This is a genomic window from Winogradskyella sp. 266wxhm, assembly GCF_058964685.1.
Genome location: NZ_CM179559.1, coordinates 677,890 through 702,494, shown reverse-complemented (window position 1 = coordinate 702,494; position 24,605 = coordinate 677,890). Strand labels below are relative to the sequence as shown.

Genomic DNA, 24,605 nt, shown 5'->3' with positions numbered 1-24,605 from the left:
GTGAAATACATAATTACTTTTTTTACTGTTCTATTAATTTTTAAATCCGGAGCTCAAGATTCTAATGTAGATATTAAACTTAGGGATTATCATTCAGCTAGGATTACAAATGTGGTAGCATCAGATGCATATCCTTATTTTTTTACAGCAGACGAATCCGGAAAAATCCTAGCTTACAATTCGGAAACTAAACGTGTTATAAAAACCATAAAGCCGGCTTCAGGTTTGCCTATTACAGACATGAAATTGTTGTTTGATGATAGAGTACTCACAATAAATCAAAAATTGGCATTTACCGACGGAAGTCAGGATTCTATAATCAGTATTGGTGTTTTTGATCAGAAAGTATTACAAAAAATGCAAGCCAATGTTGCGTTTATTGGGAATCAAAAAGATGCCATAATTATTCAAGATACTAATCCAGATAAATCGTTAAATATTGTTGACCTCTATAACATTAAATTCGAGAAGGTTAATAGATATTTTGTGGCGGCACAAGTAACTATGGCTGCTTATGACTCTATCACTAAAACTATGGCTTTGGTAGAAGGGCAAATTGGAAAACAATTACGTGTGTCTCTTCAAGTAGGTAATGATTATAAAAATATCACGGAGATTGACATTCCTGAGGCATTAAAAATTCAGGATTTATTTTTTGATGATGGTCAATTGTTTGCCATCACAACCAACAATACTAATGGTAAACTTGAAATTTACAACCTTTCTAGTACAGCAACTTTTTCAAAATCTATTCATGATATTGACTTTAATACGAACTTTATAAACGTTTCACACTCCGAAAGAGATGGTTTAAAAACAATTATAATAACAGCAAATAACTCATTTGTTCAACCTGTAATTCTTGAAAAGGAAGGTCTTAATTTTAAAGATTTAAATCCAAAAACAGCTCAAGGATCTACACAAGCAGTATATCTTAAAAGTACTGATGAAATATTGTTTTTTGAAGAATACCATAAGAATATTGTAAGCTCAGCTCGTTTCGCGGTTTTTGATTATAATAAAGAACGTATTGTTAGTAGTATTCCTAAGGAAACAAGAGCTTTTTATTCAGGAATGTTTTTACCAAATAATAATTGGCTGATTTACGGAAAAGCGTTGAAAGAATCTAGCTTAAGTTTAACATTCTATGCCGACCAATTAAAATATTTTGAAACAGGAACTTTCAATAACAGATTCGGAACATTAAGTTATAATGATTATTTAGAAGTTACTCACGGTTACTCAGATATGAGCACCGAAATAGCTTTTGATAAAGAAAATGGATTAAAACCTTTTTATGGATATAAAAAAGGCTCGCAATATGATAATAAGTATGGCTTTTTTGTATACGATATTGTAAATGATATGGTGAAAGAACTGTCGTATAAAGAAGTTAGGCAACGAAGTATTCTAGACTATAATTCAATTACAGGAGATTTACTTTTAAGTATTGAAGTATATTATAATGGCGGCCATACAGATCCACAAGAGTTTGCCATCTTAAACGGAGATACTGTTACTAAAATAGAAGGAAAGTATAAGTTTGGTAAGTTTTCTAAAAATGGTGAGTTTCTGCTATTAATTTCAGATGAAAATGAAGTTATTATAAAAGACATAAAATCTCTAAAAACTATTTTTTCAACCGAATTAAAAGATGGGAGATATAAAATCTATGCTGATGGTGATCGTGATTTTTTGATTTCAAATTCATATTATCAAATAGATCCATTTAACTGCAACCAATCTACCTTAACATTTACAATTTCGGATTCTAATACTGTAGAGACAAAAACTTTAGATTGTTTAAATATTATTGATGTAGCAAGTAAAGGCGATGTTACGGTATTGTCTGTAGAGAATATAGGTTTAGTTATAGGAGAAAAAATATATAAGTTTCCACTCTCAGAATTTCCAGAAAAGATTTCTCTTAATGAAGACGGTTCAAAACTAATGGCAAGTTTTAGTAATGGTAAGATTAAAATTTACACAGTAAATGGACTTAAGTCAGTATTAGAAATGATACATCCAGATAAAGACAGCCATGTTTTTGTAAACAGTGATAATTTCTATTTCAGTAATACAAATCCTGAAGATTACATAGTGTCTACTCAAGATAAAAAGCTTGTTCCAATACAGACGTTAGAAAAAGATTACTTTAATCCTTCTGAAGTGTTGAAGTCTATCGGAAAACCAAATGCAGAATATTTAAAACTTTTAGATGAAGCCTTACGTCTAAGAACTGCAAATCTTTATGAAAACACTAAAGTCGATATAGAAAAGGAAAACTCAATTCCAAAGACAGTAGAGCAGAAAAAAGGAGATTTATATGTGCTTTCTGTAGGCGTATCAGATTACGAGCAAAATGCCTATAATCTCACCTACGCAGATAAAGATGCCTTTGATATTGCCAAAATTTATGGCACTGTAACGGATGAAGCATTTCAAAATTACAAGACTAAATTCTTTGGAAATCCTTATACACTAAAAGATGGAGACGATACTCCGTTGACGGATATCAACAAGTATTTTGGAAGTTATAAGAGCCTTTCTAATTTAGAGCCTTTAACGGCTGATGGCCATTTATGGTTAGAAAGTAATTACGAGGAAAACTACTTGTGGAATTTTAAAACCAAGACAATTACAGCCATCACTTTTCCTGAAGACGTCACTATAAATACATATACGGTAGACCCAATATTCTTTCCTGGATTAGATAATGAGAGCTTTGTTGTAAAGTCGGATAACGGCGATTTTTACAAGTATGATGTTAAGACTGAGAAGTTCAAAAAATTAAAATTATCCATAAAAAAAGACGACGAATATATGTCTACGGATAATTTTACAATATTAGAAAACGATGGTTGGGCCAAGCTTTCATCTGCTTCAGGTTTAGATAATTTAGTAACTGTGGCTTTGGGTAATTTCCAAAAAAAGGATACGACTCAAATACAATTTAATCCAGATATCTATAATATAAAACCAGAAAGAACAGCTATAGATTCAGCGAATGTGTATTTGGTGTATTTAAAAGCGCTTTCATCAAATGGTAAACATTTGCTTTATTCGGATTTAGATGGCAATTCATATTATAAAAATCTAGACTTAAAAGATGAACTACCACTCAAGTTGAAAATCCCAAAAATTGAAAGTTTAGATCAGTTATCTATTGCTAAGGATGGTAAAACGTTTTCTGTGATTAAGTCTCATGGTGAAAATTTCAAATACAAGATTATCAAATATAATTTAGAAGGAGATGTATTGGATGAAAAGGTGTTTTCAGATAGCGTAAAAGGACTGTCTATTGTAGATAATCAATTGCATTATGTTTTTGAAGGAGAACCGCTTGTTGAAGAACGTTTTATGTCAACTGAAGATATTTTTATTAAGCATACATCACCGTCATTTAAAAGTACCAAAGTTGAATATTTAGTTAACGAAAAAGCTACTTCAAAATCTATAGAAAAAACGATTCTGGAAGTATTTAAAAACGCCAAGCCAGAAGATCAAGTTGTGCTTTTTATTGCTGGCCATGGAGTCTTGGACAACGATTTGAATTATTATTACGCACCACACGATATGGATTTTAATAATGTTTCAAAAAACGGTTTAGCATTTAATACCATTATTGAATCGCTTAATCAATCTAAAGCAAATAATAAGCTATTGCTTATGGATACCTGTCATTCTGGAAATACTTTAGATGTTTCATCAGGTTCAAACAATAGCGTAACAGAAGGTTCTGGGCAGCGTGGTTCTAAATCGCGAAGTACAAAAAAAGAACCAGAGTTCAGGTTGTCTAATGTGGTGTCTGATGTCTTTGATGACTTCTTGTCTAAAAGTGGTATTACGGTTATTTCTGCGTCTTCTGGAGGTGATGTAGCTTATGAAAATAAAGCTTTAGGAAACGGTGCTTTTACGAGTGCTTACATTAATCTGTTAAAAGAGAAATTAGGAGGTAGTATTATTTTAACTGAAAAATCCTTAGAAAAATCCGTTGAACTTACACAAGATGATATTTCTGAACTTTTAAAACAAGTAATGCAGCTTACCAATGGTAAACAATTCCCAGACTTGAGAGAAATCAATGCGAGTTCTAATTTGAAAATGTGGTAGTTTAATCTAGTAAAATATACTTGTCAATAGTATTTTGGCTATACTGGTCTTTTAATTTATTAGATCGTAATAAGTTTTGATCGACACGTCTTCTGAAAGTCATGCTTGTATTCATATCACCAATAAATCTGAAATAAACAGAAGTTAAAAGTGCATCTGGAGTGCTATCAAGATTTATTAAGTTTTGATAATAGTATTTCACATTATCCATAGCGTTTGCATCAATAGCAGCCTTTGTCATAACTTCCAATAAGCTAATGTTTTCGGCTTTAGTATTTTCTTTACTCATGGCAGGAAGCGCAATTTCTATAGACTTTATAGCTTCGTTATTAAGATATAAAAAGTCAGCATAGACTATAGCCGTTTTGGCCGAGTTATCAATGGTGAAGGCAAGTTCAAATAGTTGTTTTACCTGTTCAGGCTTACCAAATTTTTGTTTATCTCTAGCCATAGTGAGAATAAACTCTGATATTTCTTTTTTGGTGTCCTCATTGGCATCATTTTCTGCTGCGGTAATAAGATATGTTTTCGCTGCATCAATATTGTCTGTTTTCAATGAACTATATCCAAGAGATTTATAACCTTTGGTGTAAGTTTTGTCTATATCTGAAGCTGTTTTATAAGCTTCAATAGCTTTATTGTATTCTCCTTTTGAAAAATAGGTTTGCCCTAATAGATTATAAAAATCTAATGTTTCTGGGTGTTTGTTTATCATGCGATTTAAAAGTTCTAATGACTTTTCTTGTGCATTTTCACTGTTGTAGAGATTGATCAATTCATTGTAAGCAGGAATAAAAAAATGATCTTTTTCAATGGAGCTTAAATACAAAGCCTTTGCGTCCTCAACTGTATTTGCACGTTCTTTTAAGAAATTGGCGTAGTAGAAATAGCTTTCAGGATTTTCAGGGTTTTTAGCAATACCATCTTCAAAAGCTTGTTTAGCTTTTAAAAGTTTTTTGAATTTATCTTGAAGCCAGCCACTTCCAGCATAAGCTTTGGTGTTGTATGGATTGAGTTCTATAGCTTTTTTATACAGTGAATCTGCTAATCGTAACCGTGTAAGTTTAGTTTGAGTTAATCTTAAAAAGTCAGCATATTCAGAATATAAGATAGACGATTCAGGTTCATAGTCTATAGCGTTTAGTAATAATTTTTCACCTTCTTCATCAGAAAGCTTATTTTCTTGTATATAGTTCACTAAACCTAAGCCAAATATAGAATTTATAGAATCTGACTTAACAGCTTTTTTGTACCAATCTAATGAGGCTTTATTATTGCCTTTTAATTTTTGAAGATGGCTCATTTTCTGCAAAGCAAAGGTATTATTGGTATCGAGTTCTAAAACTTTAGAATAGTAGTCTTCAGCAATATTGTATTTACCTTCTTTTTCGTTGATTTCACCAAGTTTTAAATTAGCATTAATACCGTTTGTACCAAGCGAATTGCTCAAGTTAGTTTTAGCATCTTCATATTTATATTGGTCTAAAAAGTTATCACTGATATTGGTTATGGGTTGAGACCAGCTAACAATCAAAGATTTTGCTTTATTGAAGTGGTAATGTGCGCTATCGTAGGTTTTTTCCTGATTATAGACTACGCCAAGGGCGTTGTGTATGTAAGCTGCTCTAGGTTCTAATTGTAAAGCAGAATTAAGCTTTCGTTTAGCTAGCTTATATCTCGAATAGTTTTTGCTTTTAATAATAGCATAAGCTTCTAAAAGCAATTTGCTTGACTTAATACGGTTGCTGAGGTAATCGTCTTCACCAATAAGTTCTAAACAAACATCCAGATTTTTAGCTTGTTCAACAAATGATTTACTTGAAGGCAAAGTTTTGTAACCATCAATATAATTATTGATAAGTTGTTGTGCATCACCAGACAATTTTTTTAAAAGGATGCTTTCCATTTTTTCAGCTAAACCTTCGGATAATTGATTAGTCTGTTTAGCCGATTTATAGATTTCATAAGCACTAGAAGATTTGCCGTGGTATGATTTTCTTTCAATGGCATCGTTAAATTTTTTAATAACTGAGCCAGCGGTTTTATCTTTTAAATCTGTAGTAGAAACACCTCTTGAAGCTAAGGTTTTATCTTTTTCAATATCTGAGTTTATAACCTCAAAAGCTATTGTAGGCTGATTGGGTTCTATAGTTTTATAGATTGCTCTATCATTTTTTGTACGAACTACAGGTGTTTGGTTTTTCTTGAATTTAGTTGAAACTGTAGCAGAAACATTATCGTACAAATAGTCATCTATTTCACGATATATAATTGAATTATCAGTATTGCTATCTGCATTTCCTGTGAGACCTTTAACCAAATAATATGTAAAGTATCCGTGATTTAAATCACCACTTTCGTAAGACAACTCGTTAGAGCCACAGCTTAGGATTTTAGTTGAATTTTCAAACATAGCTTGAATGGTCCCCATATTTTTTTGAGTGCCTTCTTCAAAAACAAAACCCGATCTACATGCATCTAAAATCAATATCACTTTAGAGCCTTTATTAGTATAGCTACTTATAATTTTATTGAGTAGGGCTAGAGGAATTACTCCACCAGAATAATACTCTTGATTGGCATTAGCGTCTGCCGTAAGTAGGAAGCCTTCTTTCTCACCAAAATCGTCCACAACATCACCATGACCTGCAAAATAAATATATGTAGTGTCTCCATCTTCAATTTTTGATAATAGCTTTTTGAATTGTTGAACAACATTTAAAGCTACGGCATCTTCATTGATAAGAAGGCTTATGTTTTCTTGTGGTAATTTTTCAGCAAGACTTAAATAGTTTTTAAAAAGCAAAGCATCATTATCTGCATAATTGAGTTTTAGAGCTTCTTCTTTATAGTTTGAAACACCAATGATTATGGCACGTTTTTCACCTTCTGCAGTATTTTCTACTGAGCTAGCTCTAGAACCACGTTCACCGTCTTGGGCAGTTCCTACGCATACTGATAAAAGTAAAAATGAAAGTAAAATGTGTTTCATTGGAATAAAATTCAATTGACAATCGTAGTGTTAAGATACAAATTTAATGTATGACTAATATTACATGCCTAAATTGACACCTGAAGGTTTAACAATAGCTAACAAGTTTTGAAATGCTTGCGTAACCTTTAAAGCCATTGAATGTCCATCTTCACTATCTACACGCTCTATTTCGCCATATTTATCGTAAGTGACATCGATTTTTCCTTCACCTTCAATTTCTATAGCAATTGGTTTTCCCATGGCATTATACTTAAAAAGTAAAGTTTCATCATTAGAGACCATTTTGGATATTTTACCATTGTCTAGATATTCCATCTCAACAGTATCTCCATTACTTTTAGAAGCTTTAAGTAAGTTGCCTTTAGTATTGTATTCAAAATTGAATTCACCTTGATCATTTCTAACATAGGTCAATTTTTCTAGTGTAGGATGATATTTCATTTCTATATCATCTCCATAATTTGAAGTTTTTCTAATTAATCTACAACGGTTATTGTATTTAAAATCTGTTTCTCTACGACCTTTTATGATTTTTATGGGATTTCCACATTGCTCATCGTAGGTTGTATTTGTTGTAATACCTTGAATTGTTGTAATGATCTGGTGCGTATAGCGATTACCACTAGCACCTACTTTAATAAAGTATTCATATTCACTTTTGGCTTTATTACCATAATAATCATCTTTTATCACTGTTGTAGAATAATGATCGGGATCCTCAGTTCCATCTTCATTAAAGTACTTTTTATATTCGTAGTTTACAGTTTTTCCATCTCTATCGGTAATGCTAGAACAATAATACGTTCGGTCTTCATAGGTAATTGTCATAGCGTCTATTGCTTCACCTTTAAAACGCACGGGATTATAAATGATTCTGGTGAGATTATGAATATTGTCATATTCATAAGCGTATTGATTACCACCACCATCTTTGTTGTAGACTAGGTTGTCTCCATCATACTTATATGTTGAAACATTATCTTCTAATCTTGCTTCAATGATATAGCCATTATCATTGGTTTTAAAATAAATTACATTTCCATCGCTGCAAATCATTTGGGTGATTTTATCATCAACGTATTTAATTTCTGTATAAAGGCCGTTGTTATCAGTGTACTTTATCAATCTACCATTAATATCGAAGAATTCTTTTGTTTGGTCAGAGATGCTAATACGTTCAAAACCATTGTTGGTAATCGTAATTTTTTGATTTCCTCTAGAAAAGCCATCAAATACTAAGCCGTCAATAAGTTCTTGTTCAAAATCTAATTTATTTTCTTTTTTGAGGTTTAGCCATTCGGCATGTCTTACATCCATCATGTCCGTAAGCTTGTTCTGAAGTTTTAATATGGCAGAAGGGTTGTTGTCTAGTAAACCGTGCTCTAACTTTGTATCGATGATAATGTCTACCATCATTTGAATACTCTCAGTTGAAACTAAGTCTGAATTAAAAGCAGATTTACCACCAGCACCATATTCGTGTACGGAAATATAACCATCAGGAAAAAAGTACAGTTCTGTTTCCCATTTTGTTCCCCAACCGTAACCAAATAATCCGGTTTTAATGGATTTAGAATTATATGTCCTTGAAAAGTCACCAAACACAAATTGAACATGTTTGGTTAAAAGATCAGTGTAAGAAATGTAAAAATTGCCATTTTTGAGATTGACACCAGCAAAAAGATTAAAGGTGATTAAAAAAATGAGACAAAGGGAAAATTTAGTTTTCATAACCTTAGGGATTTTATGATTTCTACAATTGTTGAATTATAGTTTTTAAGCAGTTGTTTATCCTTTAAAAAATAAGGATTAATATTTTTTATAGCCTCTTTGGCTTCTTTTTTGTCTTTATTGAAGTAGAGCAATAGAACATTTAAAATTTTATCCTTCTTAGGATTGACTTTTTTTAGTTCTTCATTTAACTGATTGGCTTTTTTTGTGGATTCACTTTCAAAATTTAAAAGTATCATGAGCTTTAAATATTGAATTCTCCACGATCTACTCAATTCTTGAAGATTTACATTTGCTAATAAAGTTTCAGCCAAATCTGATTTATCATTAAGATAATAGTGTTTAGCTAAAAGATATCTGGTTTCAGCATTACTTTCTAGCTTGTAGGCTAGCTCGTATAATTTCAGTTTATCGTCTTTAGAGGTTCTTGCTTCAAATAAAAAGTATTGTGCATAATCATTAAGTTTTAACTTGTAAGGATTAGCCTTAAAACTCTTAAGAAAATATTGAAAAGAACTTTCGTAATTTTTATTTTTTAGTTCGCAATAGGCAAGGTTTACCAAGCCATTAGCATATGTAGAATCTAGAGTGATGGCTTTTTGATAGTTTATCGTAGCATTTTGAAAATCATTTTGTTCAAAATAGGTGTTTCCTATTAAGTTGTAGATGTCAGGTGATTTAGAGTTCCAACGTGTAACACCCTCTAAGAGTGAAAGCGATTCAGTATATGTTTTGTTATCGTTATAAACTTTCACTAAACTTTTATATGCTGGCATATAAAATGAATCTTGCGCAATAGCTTTTTTATAAAATTCTTCTTTCTTATCATCTTCAGGATAATAATTACCCAAGTAGTAATAAGCACTTGCTTTTTGTGGATTGGCTTTTATGCCTTTCAGAAATTGCTGTTCAATTTCTTCATTGTTTTTATCTAGTTTCTTATAGTTCCAAGCGCGTCCGGCATAAGCCCAAGTATCGTGAGGATTCAGCTCAATTGCTTTTTGGTATAAACTATCTGCTTTAAGGTAAAATTTAGTTTCCCTTTTAAATCTTCTGTAACAGTCTGCTAATTCTCTATAACCATCAGATTGATATGGTGCTAGTTCAATGGCTCTATTGACTAATAATTCTCCTCGAGCAGGATTTAATGCCTCATCAATTAAAAATTCACCATATTCAGTTAAAGTTGTAATATTTGTAGAGTCTTGTTGATAGGCCTTCTCAAAATAGTCATATGCTTGTTTAAGATTACCTCTGCTGTTATAGACCTTAGCTAAGTTTCTTAGTGTAATATCTAAGAAATCACCATCAACTTCACCCACTTTAAGATAGAAAGTTTCAGAATCCTTAAACCTTCCCATACGATCGTAAACTACACCAATATTGTTGTAAGACATTTTTTGTGCAAACTTCATTTTGCTTGCTTTGGTGTAAAAATCAATTGCGTTTTCGTAATTATTAATGTCTAAATAGTTAGAACCAATATTATTTAAAGGAAAGGACCAAGTAGGTATTAACTCATTAGCCTTTTGATAATTTTTAAAAGCCTCTTCATAATATTCCAAATCATTCATTATAATGCCTAAAGCATTATAAATATATGCTGCTTTTTGTTCTATTTTAAGAGCAGATTGAAGTTTTTCTTTGGCTTCGTTGTATTTATCGAAACGCTGTAGTTTAATAGTAGAGTAAGCTTCTAAAAATAATTTACTACACAAAAACCGATCATACATAAAGTCATTTTCATTCATGTAGGATAAGCAGATATCTAAGTATTTAGCATTTTCTAAGAATACATTTCCACTAGGTAAATTTTTGCTATTACTGATGTAGGTATTAATTAATGTTTGTGCTTCAAGCGAAAGTGCATTGACGAGATTATCTTTTAAATTTTGAACCAATTCTTCTGAAGTAGAATTATCACTTTCAGCATTTTTTATAATTTCTTGAGCACTAGATTCTGAACCATAATAGTTTTTGGATTGTAATGCTTTATTGAATTTTTCTATAATTCCATCATTGTCTTTAAATGTCGATTCTGCATTATAAGTGTCATTTCTATTGGCTAAAAGTGTTTTTATAGCTGTAGAATTCTGAATTTGAAGTAAAGCATCAGATTTGTCGGTGATATTTACTTTCTTGAGAATTTCGGTAGACTTCGTAGTTTTTACAACAGGTGATTGTTTGTTGGCCGTAGCAGCAGCAACATTGGTATCTAAAAATGATTGAAGTTCAAAAGACTGTAAGTTGAAATCTTGTACCAAGTTATCGGCAGCACCCATTAATCCAAGTACTAAATAGTAAGTGAAAAAGCCTTGACCAATGTTGCTGGTTTCGTTTGAAGATTCATAAGAAAGTTGATTAGGCTTACAGCTGAGAAGCTTTGTGGAATTTTCAAAGGTATTGTTTATGGTTTCTAAATTCCTCTGACTACCATCGAGATATAAAAATCCCGATTTACAGGCGTCTAAAACCAATACAATTTTGGCGTTTTTATTAGCGATTGAATTTACAGTGGTGTTAATGTCTTTAAAAGGAACAACACCTTGCGTGCCGTAATATTCACGCTCTTTGTTAACATCGTGAGCGAGTAAAAAGCCAATTTTTTCTTCAACACTATCTTGGTCTACAACATCGCCATGACCAGCAAAAAACAAATAAACTTTATCACCTTCATTAGTGTTCTCTATAAGTTTTGAAAGTGCATTAGAAATATTAAATGAGGTGGCATCTTCATTAGTAAGATAGGTAAGGTTTTTTTCAGGAATGGAATCTATTTTTATAAGATAATCCCTAAATAGTTCGGCATCCTTATCAGCATAATTTAGATTGAGCTCAGATGCTTTGTATTTTGAAATGCCTATGACCAAAGCGCGTTTTACACCAGAGTTAGCCGACGCTACAGCTGTTCCTTGTGAACCGCGAGCACCATCTTGGGCAAGACCAAGAAGTGTGAAAAAGAATAATATGTAGGTTATCTTAAATTTCATTAGAGCACTCTAATTTATTCTAAAAGTACAAAAGCAGCCCATTTTTCTGGATTATCTTCATATTTCTTGGACATAGATAACTGTGTGTTTCTAAACGCTTCTCTTATGTTTTGTCCTTCGAGCCAGTTGGTGTATAACAGATTCATAAACTCAGCGGTTTCAACATCTGGAACTTCCCAAAGACTCATTATAATCATATCTACACCAGCCATCTTAAAAGCACGTTGTAATCCATAAACGCCTTCATTACCTTTTATATCTCCTAAACCGGTTTCACAGGCGCTTAATACTACCAAATCTGTTTGTGATAGATCTAAATTCGAAATTTCAAGAGCTGTCAAAATTCCATCTTCATCTTCAAAGCTGTTGTGTCCATTTAACCAAGCATAATTAGCATGAGCAAAAAGCAAGCCAGACCTTAAAAGTGGATTCTCAGAGTGTTGGTATTGGGTTTGGTTTTCTTCAATTAAGTCTTTATTATCAAGGTCTTCAAAAAAGAAACCATGGGTTGCAATATGAAGGATGTTTGGGCTATTTGAACTCAGGTTTTTTAAGGCGTTTTCTGTAGCTGTATCACCATTCAATACCTTACACTGTTTAGCTTTAGAGTTGAATAGTTTTTCTAAATTATCAATTTCGTCTTGCGTACCTTGTAGGTATGGCCAAGTAGAGTTTCTGTTGGTTGTAGATTTACTTTTGCTAAATGTTGGCATATCCAAATAGCCCTTTTTTTCATCAGAAATTGAAACATTTTTATCGACATCAAAATCATAATTGACTCCACCTATGAGTAGAATATTTTTAGGCAGAGGTTCATTCTTTTCTCTTTTAATTACTGTAGAATTGCTAACTTGTATAAGCTCAAAATCTTCAATCAAAAGTTTTCCAGTTTCTGATTTTAATGCCGCAAACGCAATTTGATGCAGTATACCGTCTGGTGAAAAATAAATAGCCTTATTGTTTTTTAGTAAAGGTTCAATAGGTGTAATTATAAGATTGTATATCTCTTTTGCATAATTGGTGGCATTGGTTTTTCTGCCTTGAGATCCTCTGGATTGATAGATCTGTGTTGCTGATTTTTGACTCAGAATTTGCTTTAGCTGAGCCTCTTCAAAAAGAGGAATAATCTTAGGATATCTCCAATCTTTCTTAAAGACTTCGGCAACATAGATAATGCTATCTGTCCACTTTTTGTTATAGTATTTAAAGTGTGTAAACTCTACGGCAATCTCATTTTCGGTAAGTTGAGTTCGTCTCCAATTGATTGGATTTTCTCTTTGATCTTGAAATTTTTGTCTATAAATAGAAATTAATTCAGATTCTAAACCTCTTAATCGCTCTTGGCGTGTTGCTAAATCTGAGTGTCTTTGGTTTTCTGGCAAACATAGTTGTAACGATATAAAGTCTTTTTCATCACGATAAATTTCTATCTTCTTAGAGATTAAATCATCATTTAGCGTTTTTAATGTTTTAAGAATATCTTTAGAAGAATTTAAAAGAGCACCTTTTATAAGTAAGGTGTTGTTTAGTAGTACATTGTTGAAAACTTGATACTTGTAATCGGTTTTATACGCAAAAGACTGAAATAAATTAAAATAAGGTTTTATGTTTTTGTCCAGAAATAGTGATTTTTCGTCTTCGAAACGTTGTTTTAAAGCATCCTTAATGTGATTATTTAAATGTTCATTAGCTTGCGTAAAAACAGGAATTACTTCTCTAGGATTACTTGTGTGGTTATAAAAAGAGATTAATTCTTTTAAAGAGTTTTGAAATGAGGAAGACTCTGCTATTAAGTCATTTTCTCTTAACTTATTGAGCTCAATATTAGTGGCGAGTTCCTCTTCAGAATTTTTAATGTAGCGATAGAAAAAATTAAGCTTGTAAAGAATTGTTTTCTGATTATAATTTGATGTTTTGAAATTATTAAACGCAAATTCTTTAGTTGATTTTGCTTTCTCAATAGCTTCGTTGATATTTCCGGCTTGCGCGAGCTGATTAATAGTTTCAATTTGAAGGTCAAATTCCTTTTGAAGCTGAGCTTCATTTGACTGGCAAAATATTAAAGACAGATTAAATAAAAAGCATAGCAAAAAAATAGCTTTGGTTGGCATATGTTAGTGTTGTTGGTTAGTATGGTACACCGAAAATAGAAAATGCTGCCCAATATTTGGGATCACTATCTATCTCTGATTTAAATCTTAAAGTAGCTTGTCTTAAAGCTTCATGAGGCATTAACTCATTACTTTTTCTTAATTCTTCAAAGAAAAACGACATAAAGGTTGCGGTCTTTTCATCATCAATATTCCATAAACTCATCACTACGTGGTTAGCGCCAGCAATTTGAAAAGAACGCGCTAAACCTATAATTCCTCCTTCATGAGATTTTCCTAAACCTGTTTGGCAAGCACTTAGCACTACAAGATCTGCATGTAAAGAACATTCTTTTCTAATGTTCATTATTTCACTTAAACTAAAATATGCAGAAGAATTATCAGATTCCGATAACACTAAAAAGCTATTTTCTAAAGGATTTTCAGAATTTGATATACCGTGAGTAGCAAAATAGATTAAGTCATAATTACAGATAGAATCCAATATTTTAGCTTTGGAAGCTTCCTTTCCTGTAAGTTTTGTATAAGAGTCTTCAGAGAAATTTTTGGTGATTGTATTGACTTCCCTAAGAGTTCCTGGAAGGTCAGGGAAATTCCAAATGGAATCGCTAGGGTATTCTGGGTTAGCTACAAATAAGGCATTTTCCCAATTATACTGTCGTTTTTCATAGTAGTAGTCATCATTATTGAGCTTGTTCGATACCATTAACTCAAACAAGCTAGGAGCTATAGAATAACTCATGATATCTATGAGTTCTTTATCACCAATTCTAAACGCAGAAAAGGGTAGTGTAGAGATGTTGAAAACAGGAACAAAGATAATATGCTCATAGTTTTCTAGACCAAAGGCATCGGGTAATAACAGCTTATTTACAGTTTTTAAGCTAGTTTTTAGTTGACTTCTTTTCTTAGAAACAGATTTTGAACCTCTCAGTTTCGGAGATTTATTTTTTCGACCTTTAGAATAATAAAGATTAACATTGTTGATATGATGGACCAATTCTTCAGCCTTTACAGGTAGTTTGGACTGTAATTTTTTTCTATTATTATCAAAAAGGTTTATGGTGAGTGTATCTTCTTGATGCGTATAGAGAAGTATTGCAGTGGGTTTAGAATAATGGTCTAAGCACCATTTCAAATAAAGGTCATCTACATGTCCTGTTTCTAACCAGTCTGGTGGAGCACCTCTAGTTTGGTAAAGTTTTTCAAGATTTTGCCTATGTAATTGTATGAGTTCAGTAACATCTTGACTAAAAAGTGATAAACTTGAAATAAAACAAGCAAAACACAAAATAGCACAAGATGTTTTTCTGGTAATCATCTATTTTTTTCTTACAATTTCATAAACAAACTCTGTGCTATAACCATCAATTGGTCCGCTAACAGAAGAACCACTGCTTCCGCGAGATTGGGAATAGGTTTGTCCCACAAAACTCTCTAGTGGATCTGTAACTCCTCTTGTACCTGCGCTTTCACCATTTGACTCTACAGTTGGTTTGAAATTGATTGGTGAAGTTGTAGCAAAACCTTTTAAGATTAAGGTTTCATAAGGATCGCCAAAATTGTAAATACAATCCTTAAAAGTCATGGTTTTTCCTGGTGCAATTAAACGTTCATTGTCGTTTAGTGTACAGTTATTGTTTGGCATAAATGGAAAAATTTCACCTTTGGAGTTTATTTCTATAATGCTGAAATATAATGGACGGTCACTTTTGTTGGTGACTTGTAGATAGACTCTGTCGTATTCAGTGTTAACTTGAAATTTCCCTGCCTCATTTGTGAATGCAGTTTCTTCTAAATCTATAATTTCACCTGTTAAATCATCTTTTTTTGCAGGCAATAATTTGAATTCAAATTCATAATCAAGATTGTCTAATTTTAAATTTTTGAGATAACTGCCTTGTGCGTAATTGAAAAGCGTTTTTGTTACTGATTTACTGTTATAATCACCATCAATTCGGGTTTGTTTGTAAACCTCATTACCTCCATTTGAAGTAATAATTGAGAGCTCGGTATTCTTTTTTAATTCTTCAATAATCAGATCGGCTTGGGTGGAATCTTTTACAACTTCACCAAGCTTATTTTCAGCAAGAAAATCGGTAACGCTTTTTTCAACCCCTTTAGATTTTAGGGACTTATCAAAATACACTTTAAGAGCAATATCTCCATAAGATTGTTTATCAATAAACACCCAATATTTTTTTTCATTTGTAGAGTTTAGTGGAGTATCTAGCTTAATAATAGATTCGTTAAATGTTGCTCTTGTAATTTTTCCTTTAGTGATGATTGCGTTGTCTTCAACTTTATTGGTACCTGAAGGAAGAATGTTTACGGTTGTACCTTCAAAAAGGCGTTGTAATTTACCTGCACCAATTTTAATAACATCAGCTCGCGGAACTTTAGTGACTTCAAAATAAGGTTGCTGTTTTATGTATTCACCTTTAAATAATTTATAATCCGCATCACCTTCAATAGTTGGAGTTTGTTTTGGTGAAATAACATTCATGTTTGCCGCAATGGCTGAGAAGAGTTTTCTGTATGTGAAATCACTTCCTAATTCATTCATAGCTTTTGAGAAAGCAAAACTTAAAGAACCGTAACCTTCATATTCATAGTTTAGTTCGTTGGCGGAAGCTCCAGAAAGCATTACAAAAGGCGCTGCATCTTCACTAACTGTGGTTTTTTCTACCATATCACTTCCTTTAGTATTTCTGTCAGAACTAGGTTTCCAGTTTGGTGGAGCAAAAGTGCCTTCACCACCACGAGCAACACCACCACGCGTAGAAGAACCCGAATGACAACTGTCTAACAACATTAAAAGTTGACCATTTTCACCAAGTTTATTTCTAAAGTTTGTAATAATATTGCCTATTTCATCATCTCTAATATGATTTTCGCCTTTGTAGTTGGAGGTGTATTTTACCAAGGCATCGTAAGGTACTATTGCCTCATCTTTACCGTCAATTTCATCTCCATTATTGTCAAAAATTTGCTGACCATGACCAGAATAATGAATTACAACAATATCACCAGGTTGAATTTTAGCTTGCAATTCGTCAATAGCATTTAAAATACCAGCTCTAGTGGCAGCTTCATCTTTTAGAATAGTGATATTTTCTGCTTTAAAATTTTGATTTAATAAAGCATTGTTGATTAATGGCACATCATTTACTGAGCTGATAGAAGACCAACCTGTTTTAGCAGGATAGTTGCCAACAGCAATGATTAAAGCATATTTTTCGGCCATAACATTTAGGCTAAACATTAAGGCTGCCAGGATAAATATTTTTTGTTTCATAATAGTTTTAGTTTAAATCGAAAAGACTAAAGGATATACCGAAGTAGTAGCCAAAATCATAGACGTTTTTGGTGTAGTTGTCTATGCTTCCGAAGGTTGTTTCGTCACCAATTTCGATGCCGTTTGTAAGTTTTTTTACAGGTCCATAAGCAACACCTCCTGAAAGTGATAAGCGGCTCTCGCTGCCAAAAAACAGGGAAGGTCCAAAGAGAAAATTAATACCGTTTATATTTTCATTTCCAGAGATAGGAATGGAAAGTCCAAAGCTTCCGCCAACATTAAATGTTTCACCAAGAAATGGATAGAAATTTACCATGGTACTAAGGTTTGGTACAAAATGATCATTGTCATCAGCACCAACAAAACCATCGTCATCAATGAAATAATCTTTAGATTTTGATCCAAAATTATTTAAGGTTAATGCTACACTAGTATTAATTTTGAATCCGCCTTTAGAAGATAATTGTATGTTTCTTGTTTTTAGAGTGGTTTGTGAACCATCTTTTTCTAAGTCACTAGAAAAGTCACTCTGAACAAATTTTAATTCAATATTCACCTTGTCAGCCGAAAGTTCATAGTCATAAGTTTGCTCAAAGTTTGAAGCTTCTAAAACGGTATACAAAGACCGTAATTCCTCTAAGGTTTGAACGCTTTGAGAAGTAGATTTGCTTAGGTTATTCATGAGTTGTTGTAAATCTGCTAAAGCAATATTTCTTGAAACAAGTTCACCACGAGAAAGTTCTTGGTCGGTACTTGTGCTTGATTTTTCTATCTCGCTACTCATAAGGTTAATGTTGCTTTCTAAGCTAGATTTGCTATCCTTTATAGATTTTTCAACTTTAGCTAAGTACATGTAAAAATTATCTTTTGCACTAGGTAAACGTACATCTTGTTCGGCATCAGCAGTCGTAATCAAATTATTAAGGATGGTTTCCTTATCTAAATTAGGGTTTAGAAGGTTAGAAATTAATGTGGTTTTTAAGGCCGAAACATTAGTTATAGTATTATTCAAATCTTCAAAACTACTTTTGGCTTCTGCACTTCCTCTAGAACCAGGTTCGGATCTAAACATGTTGGAGTCGGGAAGACTAGAAGTATTTAAGTCTATACTATTCCCAGAAAACGAATTAATACCGCCTAAAAGCGATGTGAAATTAAATCCTTGTCCAGGTTTAATGAGTTGTTCTTCTTTAACGTCAGTCGCAACTTTCACAGCAAATGGGTTGACGTTTTTTAGTTTTATTTCTACAATACTGTTTCGTTTCAGTTTTGGTTTATCTAAAGTATCTACAACCTGACTGTTTTTGTCTAATTTTAAGTAATTAATCTTTTCAGTCTGATAATCATAAGTTATTCTGTAACGTTCTTGAGCGATTAATGTACTAGTTGAGAAAAGTACAAATAAGAATGCAAGCAGTTGAAAATGGTATTGTTTTGTTTTCATAATAGGGGAAATTAGGGAGGGCTAAAATCTATTGTTTCACCTTCCAGTATATTTCGTTTTTTAATTTAGCTAAATAAAGGCTTTTTCGTTTTAGAGCACGTTGTCCGGACTGAATTATATCAAAAATATCCGATATGATTGAGTTGGTATCTGCAAAATAAGAATGACTTAAGAAACTAGTGTCAATTCCTGTGGCGTCAATAGTTTCAATACCATTTAGAATTACCATTTTTTCACCAGCATCACCAGCTCTAGGATTTCCATGTAATAATTTTGAAGCTTTTAAAGCCAAATCATCTGCAGAAACATAAAGCGTAATTGGCTTTTTGGTTTTTGAAACCATTTGTGGAGCAATTTCATTTTTGAAAACATCAGCATCAATATCTGGAGCAGCTAAAATAATTTCCTTAATCTTTGAACGCAACTCAGGTTTGCTCTCCATGACTTCAACAATAGCTCTTGTTAAGCCTCTGTTTCCCATACTATGAGCCACAAGGTAAATTTCTTCAGCGCCAGATTTGGATAAATAGTCTTCTAAAAAGCGTTTTATGTTTTTCCGAGACCATTCTATGTTTTCTTCATCTTTTCCGTATCTAAATGTAGATGCTTGCGAAGGCCAACTGTAAAAGACAGCTTTGCCATCAAACTTTAAATCGTAAGAAATTTGAGCTGTTCGTTTTGCTGCTTCACTAAAAGAAGTATTGTAACCGTGAACAAACAAGAAGGTACTTTTCTTTTCGGACTTCTGAATATCATCAGCTAGTTTCTTGAAGAATTTTTGCTTTTCCAATAATGTTATTTCATGTAGCATAACGTGTTTGGAAGGATCTTCTGAAAATTCGAATTTCCAGATGGATGGGGTTTCAACTTCCCCAACGCGATGATCGTGAGGAATACTTACATCTACTACACCATATTTTAGTTTAGACCGTTCTACACCAAAGGATTTATTAAGATCTTCTGATGAAGTGTAATTTCTGTCAGTTCCAAAATATATAGGCAGTTTTACAAAATCAGGACCTTCTGTAGTTGTAAGACCACGACCAATTTTATTATTATCAATGTAGGTTAAACAAATCTTGAAAGTTTGTTCAATAGGTGAGTTGTCAATCAAGTAGGTAATCCTAATTTCTATATCACCAACGTTTTTAAAACTATCGTTAGAAAGTAGCCAAAATTTGAAATCAAAAGTATTGAACCTTTCAATAGTTTGAAACTCTTCAGTTTTATAATTAGCGGCAACTTGAACTTTTAAGCTGTCTAATGAAGTACTTGGTTGTACTTTTATCAGCTTGAAATTACTGTAATCGCTTCGGTTGTTAAGACAAGAATCTAACTTAACTAGAGTTGAATCTTGTAACTTGATATAATCATTGTTTTGTGCTAATAATGATGAAGAAAACATCAGAATTGCAAACAAGTAAATGATTGACAGAGGTTTGTAAAACAGTTGTGTTAAGGCTCGTAACATCTTGATTTTGATTTAACGTGATTGTTATAGCTTTCCCTTTCTAGCTTTTTTTAAGTATTTAGCTAAATCCTTGTAGCCATTTGCTTTTGCTATCTTTTCAGGACGTTTATTGTCTTTGTTTTTTGCACCAGCATCGACTCCTTTTTTTACTAAAACTTCAACTAAACTTTTGTTGCCATTTTTAGCTGCTATATGCAATAAATTATCGTTGTTTTTTGTCTTGATATTTACATCAGCTCCATAATAAATAAGAGTTTCGGCAAGTTTACTATTATTGTTTATTACGGCGTTTTGTAAAGTTGTATGTGTAGAAGACATGCCAGCATCTGCAAAAATTCCTTTGTCTAGGATGACCTTTAACGTTTCAATATCATTTTTATTAATTGCAAAATCTATAAGTTCTCTAGCTGAGTCGTCAGAAAGTTTTTCTGCAGTGTACTCTAATACTATTCCTAATGCATAATTATTATTATAATTAAGAGCCATTTTTTCAAACCTGCCATTGGTATCAGAGTAATTATGGTTGAAAATCCACTTATAAGTTGACCAAGATTTGAAACGATCATCTAATTTGTTCTTTAAGGCATATTCTAAATTTTCATAAACGGAACTTATAAGAATATTGACTGGTATTTTTGTAATTCTGTGTGATGCACATCCAGGATTGTCTTCAACATCTTGAAAACTTACAGTCTTTACACAGTCGCACCAATAGTCATACTTATAATCACCTGTATACTTTCCTGCAAAAAAACTATACTCAGCAGCAGTTCTTACTAATATACCTTCAATAAAGCCGTTTTTGTCGAAAACTGGTCCTCCAGAATTTCCTGGAAAGGCATCTATATCACTTTTAAACCAAGTTTCTTGGCTGGTATCTACTACAGTAGCATTGGTAGTGAATTTTAGAGGTAATCCCGTAGGACAACCAATAGTGTTTATAGGTCCATCAAGCAATACTTCACCACTTGTTCTAAAACGGTATGGGGCTCTATTAGATTTTTTCTTTAGCTTAAGAACGGCATAGTCATTTTTATTGTCTTCTGTAAGATCTGAAGCAATTATACTTTCTACCTCAAAAATGTTTTCGGGTTTAAATTTTAATTTTTTGCCATCTACAAAATCAGAGTCACTTGTGTAATCAAAAACCCAGACATATTTATTAGCATCTTCCATAGAATTGATGCAATGACCAGCTGTGACTAATACGTCAGGTGCAATCAAAAAACCAGTGCAGGATCCAACAGTCGGCTGGTCCAAAAATTTAACGTTGTCATCAAATTTGTTGGTACCGAATTTTCTAGTTAAGAGATCTCTTAAAGACCATGCGTAGAATTCATTGTTGTAAATGGCTGTTTTAGGAATCATAACAGCAGTGGCTCTTACAAAGTCTTTAAAACCTTCTGCATCCTTAACTTCTTTGCGGTCATCATCACCGAACACGCCTCTGGAAACATCTGTTCCTGGTTCTGCAAATGGATATTCTAATGTTTGATTTTGAGAATTAACGGGTAATACACATAGGTTTACTAATAAAACCCAGAGGATTAGATTAATATTCTTCATGATAATTATTAATTAATAGCGCTTTAAAGTTATTGCTTTTTATGATTTAAACAAGTAATATGCCAAAATGATAAGCTATTGGTAGCGCTTTAATAATATCAGTGAGATAATTGTAATTAAATTGATTGTGAAAATAAACTTGGTAAGAGGCAAGATAAATTTTAGCCTAAGGCATTTTTTGTCACAAAAACACGCCAACCTATAATAGCAAGCTGTAGCTTAGATGCTCTGCTAAGGTCTAGTTGTTTTTTACTGTAAGAGGGAAGAATAGCTTTATTAAGTTTTGCTAAGATTTTAAAGAAAGCCTTTTTCATTTTTTTCTAGTAAAATAACTTTTGTGTTATTCCCTTAGAAACAAAAATAGTAAAACTTATTCTAGAACTAAGTTTTACGTATTTTGATTGGTTGGTTATTTTTTAGAATATCGAAAATATTATTTCAATAATCAATTTAGCTAATGTCATCATAATTTTTTTGGTTTAGAGGTTAATAATTTGTTTTATTTTTTTGATTGAGTTTTCAATATATATCGAGAACAAATATTCCTCCAAGCGTTTTTATAAAAATCGACGAAATTGCATTTACATTTGTAACTTTAAAAATGAAAAGTATTATATATTTTTATATAAAGTCTTCGTATAAGTTTTAAATTGTTTTACAAAACATCCTTTATTGTTTTAATTTGTAATATTTGTAGGGGTTTTTTGAGGTCTTTTTTTAAAACGTAGAGGAATCTTATTCCCAAAACACTCATTTTTTAGCTTTTCATCTTTTTCAAAATTTTAGATTATGAAAAAACACTGTGTTTAAAACCTGTGTTTTCTTAAATAATTTTTAGTTAACACTTCCGATTAATATTAGGTTATCTTTGCAAAAAATATTTGATATGAAAAGAGTTTTACTTCTAATGTTATTTTTAATACCTAGTCTTAATTGGTCTCAAGTTTTACTTATAAATGAATTAGATGCAGATACGCCAAGTACAGATACCGAAGAGTTTATTGAGTTAAAATCTCAAACTCCCAATTTTTCTACTGATGGTTATATTTTGGTGTTTTTTAATGGTTCTACTAGTGGAGGAGATGCAAGTTATATGGTTATTGATCTTAATGGATATTCAACAGACAATAATGGGCTTTTGGTTATTGGGAATGTAGGAGTAAGACCATTTCCTCAGGGTGTAATCTCTGATAATGTTATTCAAAATGGAGCAGATGCAGTGGGTATATATCAAGCATCAGTATTTGATTTTCCAGAAGGAACTGTTGCAACTCAGGTTAACTTAATTGATGCGATGGTTTACGGTACAAATGATGCAGTGGATACAGGTCTTTTATCCTTACTAGGAGAAACTACACAGTATAATGATAGTGGTACTAACGCTAATCCAAGATCAATACAACGATTTGATGATGGTTTGGGAAATATTACTTTTTCTTCTGAAACACCAACGCCAAGAAGAGAAAATGATGGTTCAGGAATTGCAATTAATCCTGTATCAATAATTGTGAGTGATACTCAATATGGCGAAGGTGAAACTTTTGATATTACATTTACAGCTGAGACCAATGTAACCTCAGATTTAAATTTTAATATCAGTTTGTCTAATGAAGGGTTCGATACTTCGGATTATACAGGAAATACTTCACTAACAATTCCTGCAGGGCAAAATACAACAACTACAAGTATAACTTTGGTTGATGATGATGAAGATGAGGGAGACGAAGTGTTGCTTATTCGTTTTTTAGATTTGGTAGAACCAATAGTGCCTTCTAATAATTATGTAGAAGTTAGAGTAGTGGATAACGACTTTACTGTAGCACCTTTTGGAACTCCTGTAAATCCAACCTACGGAGTTGTCGCTAGTACACAGCCTAATGGTTATTACGATAGTTTGGATGGTTTGGCAGATACAGTACTTAGACAAGCTTTACAAGATATTATTGCAGACCCTACAACTGTAAGGGCTCAAACTTATGCAGATGTTATAGATATTTTAGAAGAAGCGGATCAGAATCCTTTAAACAGTAATCAGGTGTGGTTGGTTTATTTGGAGGAAGGAAGAGCAAAGTTAGATTTACAAACCGGTTCTTCTAATATAGGTAAATGGAATAGGGAACATACATTTCCAAGATCTAGAGGTGGTTTTTACAGTATTGAAGAAGATGAGGTTGCAGATGGAGTGGATGTGTATTGGACAACCGAAGCGGATTCTCTAAGACATGGTAATTCTGATGCACATGCTTTAAGAGCGGTTGATGGACAAGAAAATAGTAGTAGAGGTAATCAGTTTTATGGTCAATACACTGGACCTTCTGGAACTTTAGGAATGTTTAGAGGCGATGTGGCTAGGAGTGTTTTTTATATGGCAGTCCGTTATAACGGTTTAGAAATTGTAAATGGTTATCCGGAGAGCTCAGTGGGTGATTTTGGTGATTTAGCAACTTTGTTAGATTGGCATAGAAATGATCCACCAGATGATTTTGAAATGAATAGAAACAATGTGGTTTATAATTGGCAGTTCAATAGAAATCCATTTATAGATCAACCAGATTTAATAGAATACATTTGGGGAAATAATGTAGGTGATGTATGGACGCAATCTTTGAGCATTGAAGATGAATTGCAACTAAAGGTAAGTTTATACCCAAACCCTACAGATAATAGAATCTATATTTCAGGATTACATTCCGAAGCTTCTGCAGAAGTGTTTTCTATTGAAGGTAAACTTCTTAAAAGTTATAGCACTGTGAATGATTATATAGATTTAGAATTGGTTTCTGGTATATACATGTTAAAGTTAAAAACTGAAAATAGCTCTGTCGTGAAGAAGATTGTTGTGAGGTAGTTTATATATTAAATATCAAAAAAGCCAAACTTATAAAG

General features: G+C 32.4%; 12 protein-coding genes. 2 read left to right on the top strand and 10 right to left on the bottom strand.

Annotation, left to right across the window (positions count from 1 at the left end; genetic code table 11):
* Complete coding sequence (locus tag AC2H4K_RS03220) at window positions 1–4,113, top strand: caspase family protein (protein ID WP_281138277.1); 4,113 nt, start codon at window positions 1–3, stop codon at window positions 4,111–4,113.
* Between the two features lies 1 nt (window position 4,114).
* Here the strand turns inward: AC2H4K_RS03220 and AC2H4K_RS03215 are convergent, their stop codons facing one another.
* From AC2H4K_RS03215 to AC2H4K_RS03170, 10 genes are all read right to left on the bottom strand, one after another.
* Window positions 4,115–7,105, bottom strand: coding sequence for a caspase family protein (locus AC2H4K_RS03215; RefSeq protein ID WP_493742815.1), 2,991 nt, complete (start codon window positions 7,103–7,105; stop codon window positions 4,115–4,117).
* A gap of 60 nt (window positions 7,106–7,165) precedes the next feature.
* The gene (locus AC2H4K_RS03210) at window positions 7,166–8,839 is read right to left on the bottom strand and encodes a DUF6531 domain-containing protein (RefSeq protein ID WP_281138275.1); all 1,674 of its coding nucleotides are present in this window, start codon (window positions 8,837–8,839) and stop codon (window positions 7,166–7,168) included.
* A complete protein-coding gene (locus AC2H4K_RS03205) occupies window positions 8,836–11,829 on the bottom strand; it encodes a caspase family protein (protein ID WP_281138274.1) in 2,994 nt (997 codons plus the stop codon). Before AC2H4K_RS03205 ends, AC2H4K_RS03210 begins: the two co-directional genes overlap by 4 nt.
* Window positions 11,830–11,843: 14 nt before the next feature.
* The gene (locus AC2H4K_RS03200; protein ID WP_493742814.1) at window positions 11,844–13,940 is read right to left on the bottom strand and encodes a CHAT domain-containing protein; all 2,097 of its coding nucleotides are present in this window, start codon (window positions 13,938–13,940) and stop codon (window positions 11,844–11,846) included.
* A gap of 16 nt (window positions 13,941–13,956) precedes the next feature.
* Window positions 13,957–15,261, bottom strand: a complete 1,305-nt coding sequence (locus AC2H4K_RS03195) for a CHAT domain-containing protein (protein WP_493742813.1) — start codon at window positions 15,259–15,261, stop codon at window positions 13,957–13,959.
* Window positions 15,262–17,238: a caspase family protein gene (locus AC2H4K_RS03190; protein ID WP_493742812.1), complete on the bottom strand. Its 1,977-nt coding sequence runs from the start codon at window positions 17,236–17,238 to the stop codon at window positions 15,262–15,264.
* Window positions 17,239–17,245: 7 nt separating this feature from the next.
* Window positions 17,246–18,682 carry a hypothetical protein gene (locus tag AC2H4K_RS03185; protein ID WP_493742811.1) on the bottom strand — a complete coding sequence of 479 codons (1,437 nt, stop codon included), beginning with the start codon at window positions 18,680–18,682 and terminating at the stop codon, window positions 17,246–17,248.
* Between the two features lie 28 nt (window positions 18,683–18,710).
* A complete protein-coding gene (locus tag AC2H4K_RS03180; protein ID WP_493742810.1) occupies window positions 18,711–20,153 on the bottom strand; it encodes an alpha/beta hydrolase in 1,443 nt (480 codons plus the stop codon).
* A gap of 24 nt (window positions 20,154–20,177) precedes the next feature.
* A complete protein-coding gene (locus AC2H4K_RS03175; protein WP_493742809.1) occupies window positions 20,178–21,719 on the bottom strand; it encodes a trypsin-like peptidase domain-containing protein in 1,542 nt (513 codons plus the stop codon).
* A gap of 161 nt (window positions 21,720–21,880) precedes the next feature.
* Entirely contained in the window at window positions 21,881–22,033 is a 153-nt protein-coding gene (locus AC2H4K_RS03170; RefSeq protein WP_493742808.1) for an SsrA-binding protein, read from the bottom strand.
* A gap of 572 nt (window positions 22,034–22,605) precedes the next feature.
* Here AC2H4K_RS03170 and AC2H4K_RS03165 point away from each other — a divergent pair.
* Window positions 22,606–24,567, top strand: a complete 1,962-nt coding sequence (locus AC2H4K_RS03165; protein ID WP_493742807.1) for an endonuclease — start codon at window positions 22,606–22,608, stop codon at window positions 24,565–24,567.
* The last annotated feature ends 38 nt before the right edge of the window (window positions 24,568–24,605 follow it).